This is a genomic window from Actinophytocola sp. (genome assembly GCF_049647105.1).
Classification (GTDB): domain Bacteria; phylum Actinomycetota; class Actinomycetes; order Mycobacteriales; family Pseudonocardiaceae; genus Actinophytocola.
The window spans coordinates 21,607-37,591 of record NZ_JBARWZ010000033.1 but is presented as its reverse complement, the minus strand read 5'-3'; the positions used below and the strand labels follow the sequence as shown (position 1 = coordinate 37,591).

The window sequence follows — 15,985 nt, the reverse complement described above, 5'->3', positions numbered from 1 at the left end:
TCAGAACCACTGAGTCTTCGCTTCAGGACCGCCGAGTTGGCGTTTCGCGACGAGATGGTTGTGTCGCGAACCGCCGTCTCAGTGGTTCCGAACCGCCAACTCAGTGGTTCCGAACCGTGGACTCGCGGGTTCCGAACCGTGGACTCGCGGGGTCTGAAGCGTGGACTCGCGGGGGTTGGTGCGTGGGGTCGGTCTCGGGCTTGGGTGGAGTTGTAGAACATCCGGGTTGTTCAGTGTCCTGGCGTTGGACTTTGAACAACGCACTCTGAACAATGGGTGCGCTTGGGGGTGGTGGGGGTTGCCGCGACGCGAGAACCCGCTGGGGTCCGCAGAGGACGCGCTCACCCGCTTCGCCGCCGATCTGCGCGCGCTGCGGGAGCAGGCTGGTATGCCGACCTACCGGCAGTTGAGCGCGCGGGCGCACTACTCGGCCGCCGCGCTGTCGGAGGCGGCGGGCGGGCGCAAGCTGCCGAGCCTGTCCGTCACGCTCGCCTACGTCCGCGCGTGCGACGGCGATACCGCGGTGTGGGAGCAGCGCTGGCGTGAACTGTCCGCCACACAGGCCAGGGAACCGGCGGAACCGGCGGCCGGGCCGGACGAGACTCCACCGTATGCCGGGTTCGCCGCGATCGAGGACCCCGCGTTGTTCGCCGGGCGCGCGGACCTGGTCGACGAGCTGACCGCGCGGGTGCGGGAGCGGCGGCTCACCGCGGTCGTCGGCGCGTCGGGCAGCGGCAAGACGTCACTGTTACGGGCCGGGTTGCTGCCCGCGCTGACCAGCCACCTGACGGACCACGTGGTGATGACGCCGGGCCCGAACCCGTTGGAGGAGTGCGCGATCCGGCTCGCGGACGTCGTGGGCGCCGCGCCAGGCGACCTGTACCGCGAGCTGGCGGAGGCGCCGGAGAACCTCCACCTGCGCGTGCGGCAGGCGTGTGCCGACCGGCCGGAGGACCTCGTCCTGGTGGTCGACCAGTTCGAGGAGGCGCTCACCGGGGAGCACGACCACTTCGTCGCGGCGCTCGTGCACGCCGCGACCGCCACGACGAGCCGGGTCCGGGTCGTGCTCGGCGTCCGCGCCGGGCACGCGGACCGGCTGCCAGCCGCCGCGCGGGACGGCCAGGTGCACGTCGGCCCGATGACCGCAGACGGCCTGCGTGAGGCGATCACCGAACCCGCGTCCGGCGAGGGCTGCCGGGTCGAGACCGCGTTGCTGGTCCGGCTGATCGCCGACACGGGCGGGCCTGGCACGCTGCCGTTCCTGCAGCAGGCGCTGCTCGGGATGTGGCGGCGCCGCCGGGGCACCACGCTCTCCATCGCGAGCTACGAGGCGATGGGCGACATCCCACGGCTGATCGCGGACGCCGCGGAGCGGGTGTTCACCGCGCTCGACGCCGACGGGCAGCGGATCGCCAGGAACCTCGTGACCCGGCTGGCGTCCTCGGCGGGCGGGCTGCGGCGCGACGACCTGGACGCGGACACCGCCGCCGTGCTCGACGAGCTGGTGCTGGCCAGGGTCGTGGTCGCCGACGCCGACCACCTCCGGCTCGCGGGCCGGTCGCTGCGTGAGCGCTGGCCCCGGCTTCGCGACTGGCTCGCCGAGGACGGCGACCGGTTACGCATGCACCGTGAGCTGGCCGAGGCCGCGGCCACGTGGGAGTCGCTCGACCGCGACCCCGGCGCGCTGTTCCGAGGGGTCCGGCTCGACACGGCCCGCACCTGGCTGGCCACCGGCGCCGCCGTGATCACGGCCAGGGAGCGGGACTTCCTGCGTGCCAGCGAGTCCGCGCGGACCGGTGAGCGACGGCGGGCGCGGCGGGTGCGTGCCGGGCTCGCGGCGCTGTCGGTGCTGGTGGTGCTGGCGACCGGGGCCGTGGTGTACGCGGTGCGGGCGGACCGGTCGGCGGACCGGCAGCGCGCCGCGGCGGCGGCGCAGAGCGCGTTGCGGGAGGCGGCCGAGCTGCTGGAGACCGACCCGGCGCTGGCCATGCAGCTCACCATCGCCGCGCACCGGCTCGACCCGACCGCGCCGAGCCGGGACGCGGTGCTGGCGCTGTTCGCGGACCCGTACGCGGCACGGATCACCGCGCACACCGGAACCGTGTACGCGGTCGCGGTCAGCGGTGACGTGCTGGCCACCGCGGGCGACGACGCGACATGGCTGTGGGACATCGGCGACCCGGTCCGCCCGCGCGAGCTGGCAGTCCTGGAAGGAAGCGCCACCTCGGTCGCGTTCTCCGCCGACGGCAGGGTCGCGGTGACCGGCACCCCGGCCGGCGCGCAGCTGTGGGACCTCACCGAGCCGACGCGGCCACGGGTGATCCCGCCCGTCGGCGCGGACAACCTCCCCGAGCGCTCGCCCGCCCACGTCGCGCTCAGCGGGGACGGCAGGACACTCGCCCTGTCGAAGGAGAACGACGTACGGCTGTACGACGTCACAGTCGACGGCCGGCCACGCCGGATTGGCACGCTGTCCGGGGGCACAGAGCCGGTGACCTCGGTCGCGTTCAGCCCGGACGGGAAGACGGTGCTGACCACCAGCGCGGACAACGCGGCCCGGCTGTGGACGGTGGCCGATCGCACGCCCACGCTGCTGACCAGGGGCAACCTGCCGATGCACGCGGCGGTGTTCAGCCAGGACGGCAGGTTCGTCGCGACCGCGGGCGAGGACGGCATGGTCCGCCGGTGGCGGGTCGCGGACCGCGCACAGGTCGACCCCCTGGTGCTGTCCAGCGGCGCGGTGCGGGACGTGACGTTCAGCCAGGACGGCGGGCTCCTCGCCGCCACCGGCGACGACCGGGCGACGACCGTGTGGGACGTGACCGGACCACGGCCGGTCCGGCTCGTGACGCTGTCCGGGCACGCGGACGCGGGCACCGGTGTCCGGTTCACGGCGGACGGCCGGACGCTGGTCACGTCGAGCCGCGACCGGACCGTCCGGCTCGTCGACCTCGCCGAGGTGCTCGCGGGCCGGACCGGCAGTGACGCCCTCGCGTGGGACGGCACGGTCCTGGCGAGTGGTGGCGACGGCACCGTGCGGCTGTTCGACGTGCGGGACCGGCACGCGCCACGGGCGGTGTGGACCGAATCCGGGACGGGCCCCGCGCTCGCGGCAGGCGTGCTCGCCACCGGTGATCGGCTGTGGGACGTGGCGGGCCAGGAGCCGGCACGGATGCGTGCGGACGTCGGCGACGCGACCGGGTCGGCACTGAGCCGGGACGGGAAGCTGCTGGTCACCACCTACGCGGGCGGCCGCCCGAAGCTGTGGTCGGTCGCGGACCCCGGCACGCCGCTGGCGGACCTGCCCGCCGAGGCCGCCCGGGTGGCGGTGTTCGGCGACGGCCTCGTGGCGACGCTGGGCAACGAGATCATCCTGTGGGACATCGCCGACCCGGCACACCCGAAGCCGACGGTGTTGCCGCCGCAGCTGTGGACCGGCCTCGCGCTGCGGCCGGACGGGCGGGTGCTGGCGGCGATGGCAAGCGACGGCACGGGGTGGCTGTGGGACGTCGCCGACCCGAGCGCGCCGAAGAAGCTCGGCACGTTCACGGCCGGGCCGACGACCGCGGTGGCGTTCGCGCCGAACGGGCGGACGCTCGTGACGGCGACCGGGGCCACGGCCACGCTGTGGGACGTGTCGGCCCCTCGGCGGCCATCGGAGCTCGCGACGTTGCGCAGTGAGCACGGCCGGCCGGTGACGGCCGTCGTGTTCAGTCCGGACGGACGTTCGTTCGCGGCGGCGAGCGAGGACGGGACGCTGAAGATCTGGGACGTGACCGTGGCGCAGGTCGAGCGCCGCGTGTGCGCGGTGGTGTCGCCGAGGCTCGATGAGGAAGTCTGGGCGCGGTACCTGCCGGACGTGCCCTACCGTCCAGTGTGTCCGTGACACTCTGCGATCACATTGGTGGGCAATACCACTCGAATGCCGCGTCACTTGATCGGAACCCGGTCGTTTCCAAACGAGATATCCGCAGGTCACAGAAGAATTCATGGAAATTCGGGTTTCCTGTTGGCGCAACGAAATTCAGCCTATCCAGTGAATGTCCCAACTTGACCTTTGAGATAACCTCGTGTCTCGCTGCATACGGAGCGGTGCTGTGGGTGAGCTTCGAGACGGAAGGGTGGATCCGCGTGCACTCCCGGTCGGCCAGGGCAGCGCGGTCCCCCCGAATCTCGACCATAAGGTGATCATGACAGTCTCATCGCCCGTGTCGTCATCGCCGCGGCACGCGGGCCCGTGGACCTGCATCGCCGGTGTCACCGGCTACGTCGCCGTCTCGCCCCTGATCTTCCGCGAGCTCGAGTCGCCGATCTGGGTGGTGGTGTGGCTCGCGGTCGGTGCGATCGCGATCGGAGTGGTGGCCGCCGGGGCCGCGCGGACGGCGCGGGCCGGGCGTGAGCACATCGATGAGCTGCGCAGGCTCGACGACGAGAACCACAACCTCGCCGCGCTGGCCGAAACCCGCCGCGTGGCGCTGGAAACCCTGGTGGAGCAGCAACTGCCCGCCATGGTCAACGGCATGGGCGTGCCGCCACTGCCCGACCTGTCCGCCGACGACGTCTCCGCGCACCTGCTCGGGCAGTCCGCCGTCCACTTCGGCAGGCTCCGCGAAGACCAGCTGGCCAGACAGGACGCCGTGGCCGCGGCGGTCGTCGCGCTGGGTCGCAAGGTCCAGTCCTCCGCGCACCGCATCCAGGAGGAAGCGACGCGGATGGTGCAGGCGCACCCCGCCGACCCGGACATGCTGCACACCAGCATGCGGGTCGACCACGCGGCGGCCCAGCAGGCCCGCAACGCGCAGACCCTCGCCGCGCTGTGCGGCGAGTGGCCCGGCCAGCAGTGGCACGAGGCGCTGCCGCTCGCGGACGTCGTCCGTGGCGCCGCCGGCCGCATCACCGCCTACCAGCGGGTCGAGGTGTCCGGCGACCCGGCGGTCGCGGTGTCGGCACGCGTGGTCGAGCCGCTGATCCACGTGGTGGCCGAGCTGCTGGCCAACGCGACACAGTCCTCCCCGCCCACCACGCAGGTCCTGGTGACGCTGCGGCAGGTGCAGCGCGGCGCGGTGATCGAGATCGACGACGGCGGTGTCGGCCTCGACGACAAGCGGCTCGAGCAGGCCCGTGAGATCGCGTCCGGCAGACGCCCGGTCGGGCTCGGCGACCTCGGTGAGATCCCGCAGACCGGCCTGCCGGTGGTCGGCGCGTACGTGCGCCGCCACGGTTTCCGCGTCGACGTCACCGAGTCCGTCTACGGCGGCCTGCGCGCGATCGTGCTGGTGCCGGCCGATCTGACCGAGGCCGTCGCGCCGACCGGCGTGGTCGCCGCGGGCGGGCACGCGCTGACCCGCCGCCAGGAACGCCACGCCGTCACCCCAGAGCCCCGCAGACCCGAGCCGGAGCCGGCGTGGGAGCTGCCACCCCAGCGTGGCGAGGTCGAGCTGCCCGCCGAGCCGGAACCACTCCCGTCGCCTGCCCCGGCCGACGACGACAGCACGGCGGGCGACCTGCCCGTGCTGCCCCGCCGCCGTTCCCGGCGCGGGCACGCCGTCCCCCAGCAGCCGCAGGTCGACTGGCCTGCCGAGCGGGACGCGGAGGAGGCGCCGGAGGACGCGGGAGAGTGGATGAACGCGTTCCTGTCCGGCACCGCGGCCGCGAACGGTGAGCTCGACCTCGACAGTGACTACTACGGCAGTGAGAACAGCAGTGACAACGGCAGAGGCAAGCGCCATGCCGACAACCCGGACGACACGGAAACCTCGGAGGACCATCGATGACGACCCAGCCCGTCGACAACAGCTGGATGCTGGAGTTGATCAGGACGGTGCGGGGCGTGCGCCATGTCGTCGTGCTCACCTCGGACGGACTGCTGAAGGTCCGCACCGGCCACACGCCGCAGGACGTGGCCGACAAGCTCGCCGCCGCGTGCGCCGGGCTCACCGCGCTGGGTCAGGGCATCAGCAAGGAGTTCGGCACCGGCGCCGGACCCCGGCAGGTGATGGTGGAGTTCGACGGCGGCTTCCTGTTCGTCCGGGGGGCGGGCGACGGGTCGCGGCTCGCGGTGGTGACAGAGCCGGTCATCGACCCGGCCCTTATCGCACAACAGATGCAGGCACAGGTACTCGTCATCGGTGAGCGCACGCTCTCGACGCCGACTCGCACCGGCTGAGCCCGGGACGAACATGGACAACTACCGCGACTCACCGGTGCGGCCCTACATCCTCACCTCCGGCCGCGCGCACCCGTCCCGCAACACGATCAGACCCGAGACGTTGCTGGTGGTCGACGCGGACGCGCCGCCACCCATGTCGGTCTCCAGGGAGCACCGGGCCCTGCTCGACATGTGCGGAGGCGTGCTCTCGCTCGCCGAGGCGGCCGTGTACCTGCGACTGCCGGTGAGCCTCGTGGTGGTGATCGCGTCGGACCTCGTCGACTCCGGGCACCTGTCGATCCGCTCCGCGCTGCGCCACACCCCGCCCTCAGCTGAACTTCTGGAGAAGGTGCTAGATGGCCTCCGAAAACTCTGACTGGCCCGATCAGCGCGCCGACAAACGTTATGTCGCGCCGACCGTGGCCCAGTCGGTGAAGATCCTCGTCGTCGGCGCGTTCGGGGTCGGCAAGACGACGCTGATCGGCTCGGTCTCCGAGATCGCACCGCTGCGCACCGAGGAGACGATGACGTCCGCGAGCGTCGGCGTCGACTCGCTCACCGGTCTCGACGACAAGGCGACGACCACGGTCGCCATGGACTTCGGCCGCATCACGGTGAGCTCCGAGGTCGTCCTGTATCTGTTCGGCACGCCGGGCCAGCGCCGGTTCTGGGAGCTGTGGGAGGGCCTCGCGGAAGGCGCGGTCGGCGCGCTCGTGATCGTCGACACCCGCCGCATCGAGGACAGCTTCGAGGTGTTCGACCAGCTCGAGACCCGCACCGGCATGCCGTTCGCGGTGGCCGTCAACGAGTTCCCCGACGCGCCGAAGTACGACACCGCGCGGCTGCGCGAAGCGCTCGACCTGCTGCCGGACACCCCGATCGTGCCGTGCGACGCCCGCAACAAGGAGTCGTCCGCGCAGGCGCTGATCACCCTCGTCGAACACGCACTCCACCACCCAGCATCGCAGAAGGCACTCACGTGACGACACCAGCGACATCGCGGCACCGGCGGCGGTTGTCGGACCTGACCGGTCTGACCCCGCTCATCGAGACCACCAGCGCCCCCGATCCCCAGGCCGTCTACCGGGAGCTGCGGGAGGACTGGGGCGCGGTCGCGCCGGTCGAGCTTGAGCCGGGCATCCCGGCGTGGCTCGTCATGGGGCACCACGAGATCTGCCAGGTGGTGCGCAACGAGCAGCTGTTCTCCCGTGACCCCAACCATTGGCGGCTGTTCGCCGAGGGTGTGGTGGCGGCGGACTCGGGTCTCGGCCCGATGATGTTCCCGCGCGACAACGCCTACTTCGCCGACGGCGAGAAGCACCGCAGGCTGCGCGGCCCACTCGACGACGGCCTCGAGAGCCTCGACGAGCACCGCATGGCCCGGTTCATCCGTGCCACCTGCACCGACCTCATCCGCGACTTCGAGCACCATGGCAAGGCGGACCTCGTGTCCGACTACGCCGCCGTGGTACCGATGCTGACGGTCGCCGGGTTCTTCGGCATCGGCCGCGAGCAGGGCCACGAGCTGCGGGCCGCGCTGATCGCGTTGTTCTCCTCGGCTGAGGACTCGGCACCGGCGGCGCGCAACCTGGAGCGGATCCTGTCTGGCGCGATGAACGCCCGCCGCAACGCCCCGACCGACGATCTGACCACCGCGTTCCTGCGGCATCCCAACCTGCACAACGACTTCGAGATCCAGCAGTCGATCGTGCTGATGATCTCCGCAGGCTATGAGACCACCACGTCGTGGATCGCGCAGACGCTACGGGTGATGCTCACCGACACCAGGTTCGCAGGCCGGATGCGCGGCGGCCGCCTCGGCATCGACGACGCGCTCGACGAGGTGCTGTGGCGTGACCCGCCGATGTCGAACATGCCTGCCCGCTACGCGCTGGTGGACTGCGAGCTGGCCGGTGCGCACATCCAGCGCGGTGACGCGCTCATCCTCGGTCTTTCCTCCGCCAACAACGATCCCCGGGTGCACACGGGCGATTCGTGGCTGGAGGTCGGCAACCGCTCTCACCTGGCGTGGAGCGCGGGTCCGCACGCCTGTCCCGCCCAGCGGCCGGGAAGGATGATCACACGGATAGCGGTCGACACCGCTCTGCACCGCCTCCATGATGTTTCGTTGGCGATTCCGGCCGACGAGGTGTTGTTGCTGCCCTCACCCTGGACGCGATGCCCTGCCAGTCTGCCGGTTCGTTTCACTCCGCCAGTCCGCAACTCCTAGGCGCAGGAGGCTATCTGATGACCGACTCGGTCACCGCCGACATCCCGACCATCCACCTCGACCCCATGGGTGCCGACCACCACGGGGAAGCGGCACGGATGCGGGAGCTCGGTCCGGTCGTACGAGTCATCCTTCCCGGCGACGTGGCGGTGTTGGCCGTCACGACCCACGAGCTGGTCGCCCAGCTCGTCACGAACCCGTTGGTCAGCAAGGACTGGCGCAACTGGAGCAAGATCCAGAGCGGCGAGATCACCGACGAGTGGCCGCTCGTGGGGATGATCAAGGTCACGAACATGGTGACCTCGGACGGCGACACCCACCAGCGGTTGCGTCGTCCCGTGACCCGCACGTTCACCCGCGGCCGGGTGGAGGATCTCCGCCCGCGCCTCGAGGAGAACGTCAACCAGCTGCTGGACGCGTTGCCGTCACACGCTTCGCCGGACGGTGTCGTCGACGTGCGGCCGCACTTCGCCTACCCGGTGCCGATGAACATGATCTGCGAGCTGTTCGCGGTGCCCGTCGAGTGGCGGCAGCGCCTGCGTGAGCTGGTGGAGAGCATCTTCCTCACGAACGTGACACCGGAGGAGGTCGTCGCGACCCAGCGCGAACGGCACGAGATGCTGAACCGTCTCGTCAACCTGCGCCGCGAGGAACGGGGCAACGACCTCACCTCCGCACTCATCGAACTCGGTGAGCAGGGCGAGGAACACCTGACGCAGGAAGAACTCATCGACACGATCTGGTTGTTCCTGACGGCAGGCCACGAAACCACCCTCGGCCTCATCGTCAACGGCGTCCGCGCACTGCTGACACACCCCTCGCAACTGGAGCTCGCCATGAACGGCGACGCCGCCACGTGGCACGCGGTCGTCGAGGAGACCCTGCGGTGGGACGCGCCGATCGGCAACTTCCCCGCCAGGTATCCGTTGGAGGACATCGAGATCGCCGGTGTACCGATCCCACGTGGTGAGGCCATCCTCGCGCCGTACAGCGGCGTCGGCCGCGACTCGGCGCACCACGGCAAGACCGCGGACGAGTTCGACATCACCCGGCCACCAACGAAACACCTCGCCTTCGGCGGCGGCCCCCACTTCTGCCTTGGCGCCCATCTCGCGCGACTGGAGGCGAACGTGGCGCTGCCAGCACTGTTCTCGCGCTACCCGAACCTGTCACTGGCCGCGAAGCCGGACGACCTGGTCCCGGTGCCGTCGTTCTTCTCCAACTCGGCCGCGTCACTACCGGTTCGGCTGGGCTGAAACGTTCCGAGCAGCGGGCTTTGCGCCCTCATGGACGCGATGTCCCGAAAGGCGCTTTCAGGGCGTTGAACGTCCCGAAAGCGCCTTTCGTAACACCAACCATTTCCCGGCGGCGCCGGGGTCAGGCTCGCGACGCCGGGGTGCCCACGGCCGAGTTGACGGCCGCGGTCACGATGCGGTCGCGCAGGGCACCCGTGATGACACCGTTCTGCACGAGCTCCTTCGTCACCGCCTTGACGTGCCGGACGAACTGGTTGTGCGTGCTCCAGTCGCCGTCCTCGTCGATGACGTCGTTGATCGTGCAGCCGTTGCCGATGTCGATGTTCGCGACCTGGCTGTCGATGTCACCGATGACCACGGTGTCGCGGACGTCCGAGTCCGGGCACACGTCGGGACCCGGCCCCGGGCCGGACTCCACGATGGTGAACGAACCCGGCAGCTCCGCCGACACGTTCCCGGCGAGATCCGTCGCCCGGTACAGGAACTCGTGCGTGCCCGCCGTGTTCACGACCACCGGTTCGGTGTACGCGGTCCAGGCGCCACCGTCCAATGTGTACTCGACGGAGGCGACCCCCGAACCGGTGTCCAGCGCGGAGATGTCGATGCTCGCCGCGTCGAGGTACTCCCAGTTCGAGTTCTGGGTGCCACTCACCACCGAGGACACCGACGGCGGGGTCTCGTCGACGTCACCGCTCACCACTGTGAACGTCGCCGAGCCTTCCTCCGAGGTGTTCCCGGCCTGGTCACTCGCCCGGAACAGGACCGTGTGCTCGCCCGCCGCCGAGACCTGCACGGCCTCGGTGTAGGCCGCCCACTCGGCGTCGTCCAGTTTGTACTCGATCGACGCCACGCCGGAGCCGCCGTCGTTGTCGGTCGCGGAGACCGTCACCATGGCGGAGCCGATGTAGGCGCCGTTCTCGTCCTGCTCGCCGGTGACCTGGCCGGTCACCGTCGGGGCCGTCGTGTCCTGCCGTACCACGGTGAAGTGGGCCATGCCCTCCTCGGAGACGTTGCCCGCCTCGTCGGTGGCGCGGTAGCTCACCATGTGCATGCCGGGCGTGTTCACCGCGACCGGCGTGGTGTACGCGGTCCAGGCACCCTCGTCCACCTTGTACTCCACGGACGCGACACCGGACTCGGCGTCCGCCGCGGAGATGGTCACGGTGGCGAGGTCGACGTAGTTGCCGTCGGCGTCCTGTGTGCCGGAGACCTCCGCGTCGACCGTCGGCGGCGTGGTGTCGGCCGAGTCGGCCACCACGGTGAACTGCGACGAGCCCTCCGTGGAAACGTTGCCCGCCTCGTCCGTTGCCCGGTACAGCACGGTGTGCGCACCGATCACGGACACCAGCACGGGCTCGGTGTACGGCGCCCACTCGGCGTCGTCCAGCTTGTACTCGGTGGACGCCACGCCGGAACCGCCGTCGTTGTCGGTCGCGGTGACCGTCACCGTGGCGCTCTCGACGAAGTTGCCGTCGGCATCCTGTGTGCCGGTGACCGCCGCGGTCACCGTCGGTGGCGTGGTGTCCTCACCGCCACCACCGTCGACGACGGTGAAGGCCGCCGAGCCCTCCGCCGACACGTTGCCCGCCACGTCCGTTGCGCGGTAGGCGACGGTGTGCGCGTCGAGCGCCGACACCGCTACCGGTGCGGTGTAAGGGGTCCACGCGCCGTCGTCCAGCTTGTACTCGGTGGACGCGACCCCGGAACCGCCGGTGTCGGTGGCGGCCAGGTTCACGGTCGCCTGGTCGACGTAGTTGCCGTCCGGGTCCTGCGTGCCGGTGATCGTGGCGGTCACGACCGGCGGTGTGGTGTCGTCGCCACCACCGCCCTCCACGGTGAACTCACCGACCATCGTGCTGTGGCCGGGGATCGTGCAGTGGAACCGGTAGCGGCCCGGCGTGAGCGTCACGGTCGCCTCGTGGCGGCCGTTGTTGGCGTCGAACGGGTTGGCGAGTATGTTCAGCGCCACGTCGTGGTTGTAGCCCGGCGTGGACTGGTCGAAGGTCAGCGTGTGCGACATGCCGGTGGTGTTGCCGGTCGCCTCGCTGTTCTCGAAGACGATCGTCGTCTCCCCGGCCACCGCGGTGGTCGGGAAGTCCTTGTACTCGGAAATGCTGTCGTCCGCGGTGAAGGTCAGAGTCTGTGCTGTGGCCGCGGCGACCGGCGGTGGTTCCGCTGCCGGGGAGGCGGACGCCGGTAGCGTCACCAACCCGGCAACGGCCACCGCCGCGCCTAACGCGGCGATGAAGCGTCGGGACATGTCAGGAAAGTCCTCCAATGGGGACGGCCGGGTGACGGCGCGAGCGACGCCACCCGGCCATACCGGCTACAGGGGCCGCACCCGGATGTTGCGGAACTCGACGAGGTCGTTGTCGCCGTGGTTCTGGAGACCGATGAAGCCCTCCGCGAACTGGCGCAGCGTCGTCGAGGGGTCACCGGCGCGGGAGGACTCCTGCCCCGGTGCGTTCTCGAACTCGTTGATCACCACGCCGTTGCGGATGATCGTGTAGTGCTGGCCGACGACCTTGATCTCGTAGTCGTTCCACTGGTTCTTCGGGGTGGCACCCGCGTTCGCCAGCGTGTTCGGGTCGAAGTTGTAGATCGACCCGGTCTTCTGCGGCTCGCCGGTCTCACCGTCGTAGATCTGGATCTCGTGTCCACAGTAGATCGCGACCCATGCCTGCGACGTCCGCGCGGAGCCGACCGTGCCACAGCTGCCCGGCGGGCGTTGTGCGAGCGGTGTGCGTGGATCCGGGAAGCGGACGAACAGACCGCTGTTGGCCCGGAAGCCCTCCGGCGCGATGTCCTTGAACTGCAGCTTCACCGAGAAGTCCGCGAAGGAGTTCTTGGCGTACCACAGCATTCCGAGGCCACCGCTTGGCCGAAGTGACCCGTCCGGCCGGATGGAGAACTCACCGGACGGCGCCATCGCCCAGTTGCGGAACGACGCCTCCGTGCCGTCGAACAACGCGTCGTAGCCGAACTGACCCGGGTTGCCGATGACCGAGGCCTTGGCCGCCTGGTTCAGCTTGTCCTGCTGGCCCGCGTTGATGATCCCGAGCTGCTTGAGGTTCTTCGCGACCGTGTTGACGTGGTTGACGAAGCCCGCGTGGGAGGACCACGTGCTCTCGTCGTCGATCAGGTCGTCGATCTTGCAGCCGCCACCGGTGTTCTTGTTCTGCACCGTGGTGTCGACGGCGTCCTCACCGGGGCCGAACTCGACCGTGGTGGCCGGGTCCGACACCGCGCAGCCCACGTTCACCGAGGTCCGCGTGGTCACCGTCTCGCCGTCCGCGTAGGTCACGGTCAGCTTGGCGGTGTACGGGCCGGTGCGGGCGTAGGTGTGGTTCGGGTTGGCCTCCGTGGAGATGGTGCCGTCGCCGAACTCCCACTTGTAGGACACCCCACCGGACTTCGAGCCGTTGAACGAGTAGGTCAGCGGCTTGTTCTGCACCGCGACGTTCGTCGCCGCGGGTGCCGGGGTCGCGGCCCCGCCGGTGTAGGTGATCCGGAGCAGCTTCTGGTTCGGCGCGATCGTGAAGAACCCGCTGCCGTAGTCCATCATGTACAGCGCGCCGTCCGGACCGAACTTGGCGTCCATCCAGCTCTGCACCCGGTTGTCACCGGAACCACCCGGGATGACCTGGCGCAGCGTCTCCGCGAACACGGGCGGCGTCTGCGTCGGCACCCCGGCCGGGTCGACCGTGACGGCGATCCGGTTCTGCGAGTTCGACTGGTCACCGATGAACCACTTGTCATCCCAGTACTTCGGCCAGGCGACACCGCTGTCGGTGTTCACCTTGTCGTAGTGATACGTCGGCCCGGACATGACCGCCTGGCCGCCACCACGCAGGTAGGGCTGGGTGTAGGTCGCGTCCTCGGTGACGTAGGTCGGGATGCTGCTGTTCGGGCGGTTCGGGAAGACCGGGCCGCCACCGTCCGGCGAGTACCAGATCATGTTCTTCTTCACCGGCGGCAGGTTCACCAGACCGGTGTTGCGCGGCGAGGTGTTCACGGGGTTGTCACAGTCGTACCAGCCCGTGAGGACGGCCGCGTCTGTGCTGCTGCGGTCGCGGTAGGGCTGCTTGTTGCCCATGCAGTACGGCCAGCCGTGGTTGCCGGCCTCGGTGATGATCGTCGCGGTCTCGTACTTCGCCGGACCGAGCTCCGGGCTCGGCGACGACGCGTCCGGCCCCACCCACGCGGCGGTCAGCCAGTCGTGCTCTGGGTCGATCTGGAGCCGCGAGATGTTGCGGACACCCATCACGTAGATCTCCGGCCGCGTCTTGTCGCCAGGGTCGTTCGCCTCGGGGAACAGGTTCCCCTCCGGGATCGACGCGGTGCCGTCGGCCTCCGGATGGATCCGCAGGATCTTGCCGTTCAGGTTGTTGCTGTTACCCGAGGTGCGGCGAGCGTCCTGGAACGAGACGCCCTTGTACTCCTGCGTCCAGTTGTTGCCGGAGTACCCGTTCGAGCCCTGCGACGAGTTGTTGTCGCCGGAGCCGATGTACAGGTTGCCCGCGCTGTCGAACGCCATGCCACCACCGGCGTGGCAGCAGCTGTGGATCTGCGCGTCCCACGACAGCAGGTCCTTGCGGGTCGACTGGTCGATCGTCTGCGCGGCCTTGTCGAACGTGAACCGCGAGACGGTCCGCTTGCCGATCCTGGTGTCGCGGTTGATCGAGTCGTGCGGCATCCAGTACGCGTAGACCCAGCCGTTGTCGGCGAAGTTCGGGTCGAGGGTGAAGCCGACGAGGCCTTCCTCGTTCTTGACCAGCTCGTCGCCGCTGCCTCGGTTGCCCATCACCACCAGGGTGGTGAGCAGCTTCGCCTTCTTCGTGGCCGGATCCCACAGGTGGATCGTGCCGCAACCCTTGCCGATGTCCGGGTTGGTCCACTCGTTCGGCGAGGGCACCACGTTGTCCGCGCAGGCGCCGCGGCCGATGTAGAAGACCTTGCCGTCCGGCGCGATCGTCAGGCCGTGCGGCTCGGCGATCTGGTCGAGCTGGCCAGCCGCGTTGTTCGCGTTCAGCTTCTCGACCTTGTAGTTGGCCGCGATGGTGGCCTTGCAGTCGCCACGCACCATGCCGGTGGTCCACTTCAGCGCGCCGAGAAGGTGGTTGCGGAACGCGTCCTCGCCGTAGCTCGCCTCCGTGCGGCCCATGCCGGTGTAGAAGGAGCGGCCGCCTTCGTAGTCACGGCACCACGAGATCGGGTGGAACGGACCGTTGGCACCGACACCCGGCGCGTAGGTCTGCTCCTCGACCTGGGCGATCGTGTGGACCGTGCCGACCGGGTTCGGGTCCCAGTTCAGGAAGCGGTCGGTGCGCTGCCATGTCAGGCCAAGACCCGCGTTGGCTGGGTGGTTGCGGTCAAGGACGTCGATCGTCGCCGCCTGCGGAGCGGGCTCCGGCGGCGGCGGGGTCTCCGAACCGTCCTTGTACAGCTCCAGATCCGCGAGCTGCGTGGCGGTCTCACCGGCGTTCGCGGTGATGTTCAGCCGGTAGTGCGCGTACACCGTGGTGTTGGCGAACTCGAACTTGCGGGTCTGGAACCGCTCGGGGAAGGTCTGGTCCGTGCGGGTGTCCAGGTCCGTCCACGTCGTCCCGTCGTTGGAGCCCTGCAGGGTCCAGCTCTTCGGGTCACGGCCGTCGTGGTCGTTGGCCGAGGTCAGCGAGTAGCTCGACACCGCGATCGGCGTGGTGAGCTGGTAGCGGATCCACGCCGTGCTGGCGAACGCGAGCCACTTGGTGTTCTCGTTGCCGTCGGTGAGCTTGTCCTTGCCCTCGTTCGGCGGGTTCTCCGCGCTGACCGTTACCGTGGCGACGGGCTCTGGCTCCGGGCGGGAACCGATCGGGCGGGTGCCGATGAGACCGGTGAACCAGGACGACTCCTCCTGCGCGCGTGCCGCGTCGGACACGCCGAGGAAACCGCCGCCGGATTTCATGTAGTTCTGGAGCGCCGTCTCCTGGTCACGGCTCAGGGTGATGCCCTGTGCCGACAGGTAGACCACACCCCGGTACCTGGCCAGGTTGGCCGAGGTGAACACGGCCGGGTCGGACGACGCGGTGACGCCGATGCCGTTGGCGGAAGCCAGGCTGGTGATGGCGTCCGTGGCACGGACGACCGGGTCCTTCTGGTCCGCGGCCGCGCCGCGGAAGATGAGCACGTTGATCGGGACGTTCGCTGCCGCCGGTGCGGCCGCGGCAGGTGCCGGTACTGCCGCGACTGTGGTGGTGACCAGTGACGCACCGAGCGCCAGCGCTGCGCCGAGCGCCGTGAATCTGCGTGCTCGTCGCCTTCGCGACCAGCCGATAGAGCCTCTTAGCCCCATGGTCGGGCTGTCCTTTC

The 15,985-nt window shown here is 69.8% G+C and carries 9 protein-coding genes; 7 read left to right on the top strand and 2 right to left on the bottom strand.

Features of this window, described 5'->3' with window-relative positions; translation table 11 throughout:
• Window positions 1–298: 298 nt before the first annotated feature.
• The 7 genes from WBA97_RS04770 to WBA97_RS04740 all read left to right on the top strand — a co-directional run bounded on the left by WBA97_RS04770 (window position 299) and on the right by WBA97_RS04740 (window position 9,634).
• A complete protein-coding gene (locus WBA97_RS04770) occupies window positions 299–3,886 on the top strand; it encodes a hypothetical protein (protein WP_424229447.1) in 3,588 nt (1,195 codons plus the stop codon).
• Window positions 3,887–4,190: 304 nt separating this feature from the next.
• The gene (locus tag WBA97_RS04765; RefSeq protein ID WP_424229446.1) at window positions 4,191–5,774 is read left to right on the top strand and encodes an ATP-binding protein; all 1,584 of its coding nucleotides are present in this window, start codon (window positions 4,191–4,193) and stop codon (window positions 5,772–5,774) included.
• Entirely contained in the window at window positions 5,771–6,166 is a 396-nt protein-coding gene (locus WBA97_RS04760) for a roadblock/LC7 domain-containing protein (protein ID WP_424229445.1), read from the top strand. Before WBA97_RS04765 ends, WBA97_RS04760 begins: the two co-directional genes overlap by 4 nt.
• A gap of 13 nt (window positions 6,167–6,179) precedes the next feature.
• A complete protein-coding gene (locus tag WBA97_RS04755; RefSeq protein WP_424229444.1) occupies window positions 6,180–6,524 on the top strand; it encodes a DUF742 domain-containing protein in 345 nt (114 codons plus the stop codon).
• The gene (locus tag WBA97_RS04750) at window positions 6,505–7,131 is read left to right on the top strand and encodes a GTP-binding protein (protein WP_424229443.1); all 627 of its coding nucleotides are present in this window, start codon (window positions 6,505–6,507) and stop codon (window positions 7,129–7,131) included. The genes WBA97_RS04755 and WBA97_RS04750 overlap by 20 nt, the downstream gene beginning before the upstream one ends.
• Window positions 7,128–8,378, top strand: coding sequence for a cytochrome P450 (locus tag WBA97_RS04745; RefSeq protein ID WP_424229442.1), 1,251 nt, complete (start codon window positions 7,128–7,130; stop codon window positions 8,376–8,378). Before WBA97_RS04750 ends, WBA97_RS04745 begins: the two co-directional genes overlap by 4 nt.
• Before the next feature lie 17 nt (window positions 8,379–8,395).
• A complete protein-coding gene (locus WBA97_RS04740; RefSeq protein ID WP_424229441.1) occupies window positions 8,396–9,634 on the top strand; it encodes a cytochrome P450 family protein in 1,239 nt (412 codons plus the stop codon).
• 121 nt (window positions 9,635–9,755) lie between these two features.
• On the opposite strand, the gene WBA97_RS04735 is transcribed toward WBA97_RS04740, so the two are convergent.
• The gene (locus tag WBA97_RS04735; RefSeq protein WP_424229440.1) at window positions 9,756–11,894 is read right to left on the bottom strand and encodes an OmpL47-type beta-barrel domain-containing protein; all 2,139 of its coding nucleotides are present in this window, start codon (window positions 11,892–11,894) and stop codon (window positions 9,756–9,758) included.
• 66 nt (window positions 11,895–11,960) lie between these two features.
• Entirely contained in the window at window positions 11,961–15,968 is a 4,008-nt protein-coding gene (locus tag WBA97_RS04730) for a ThuA domain-containing protein (RefSeq protein WP_424229439.1), read from the bottom strand.
• Window positions 15,969–15,985: the final 17 nt, after the last annotated feature.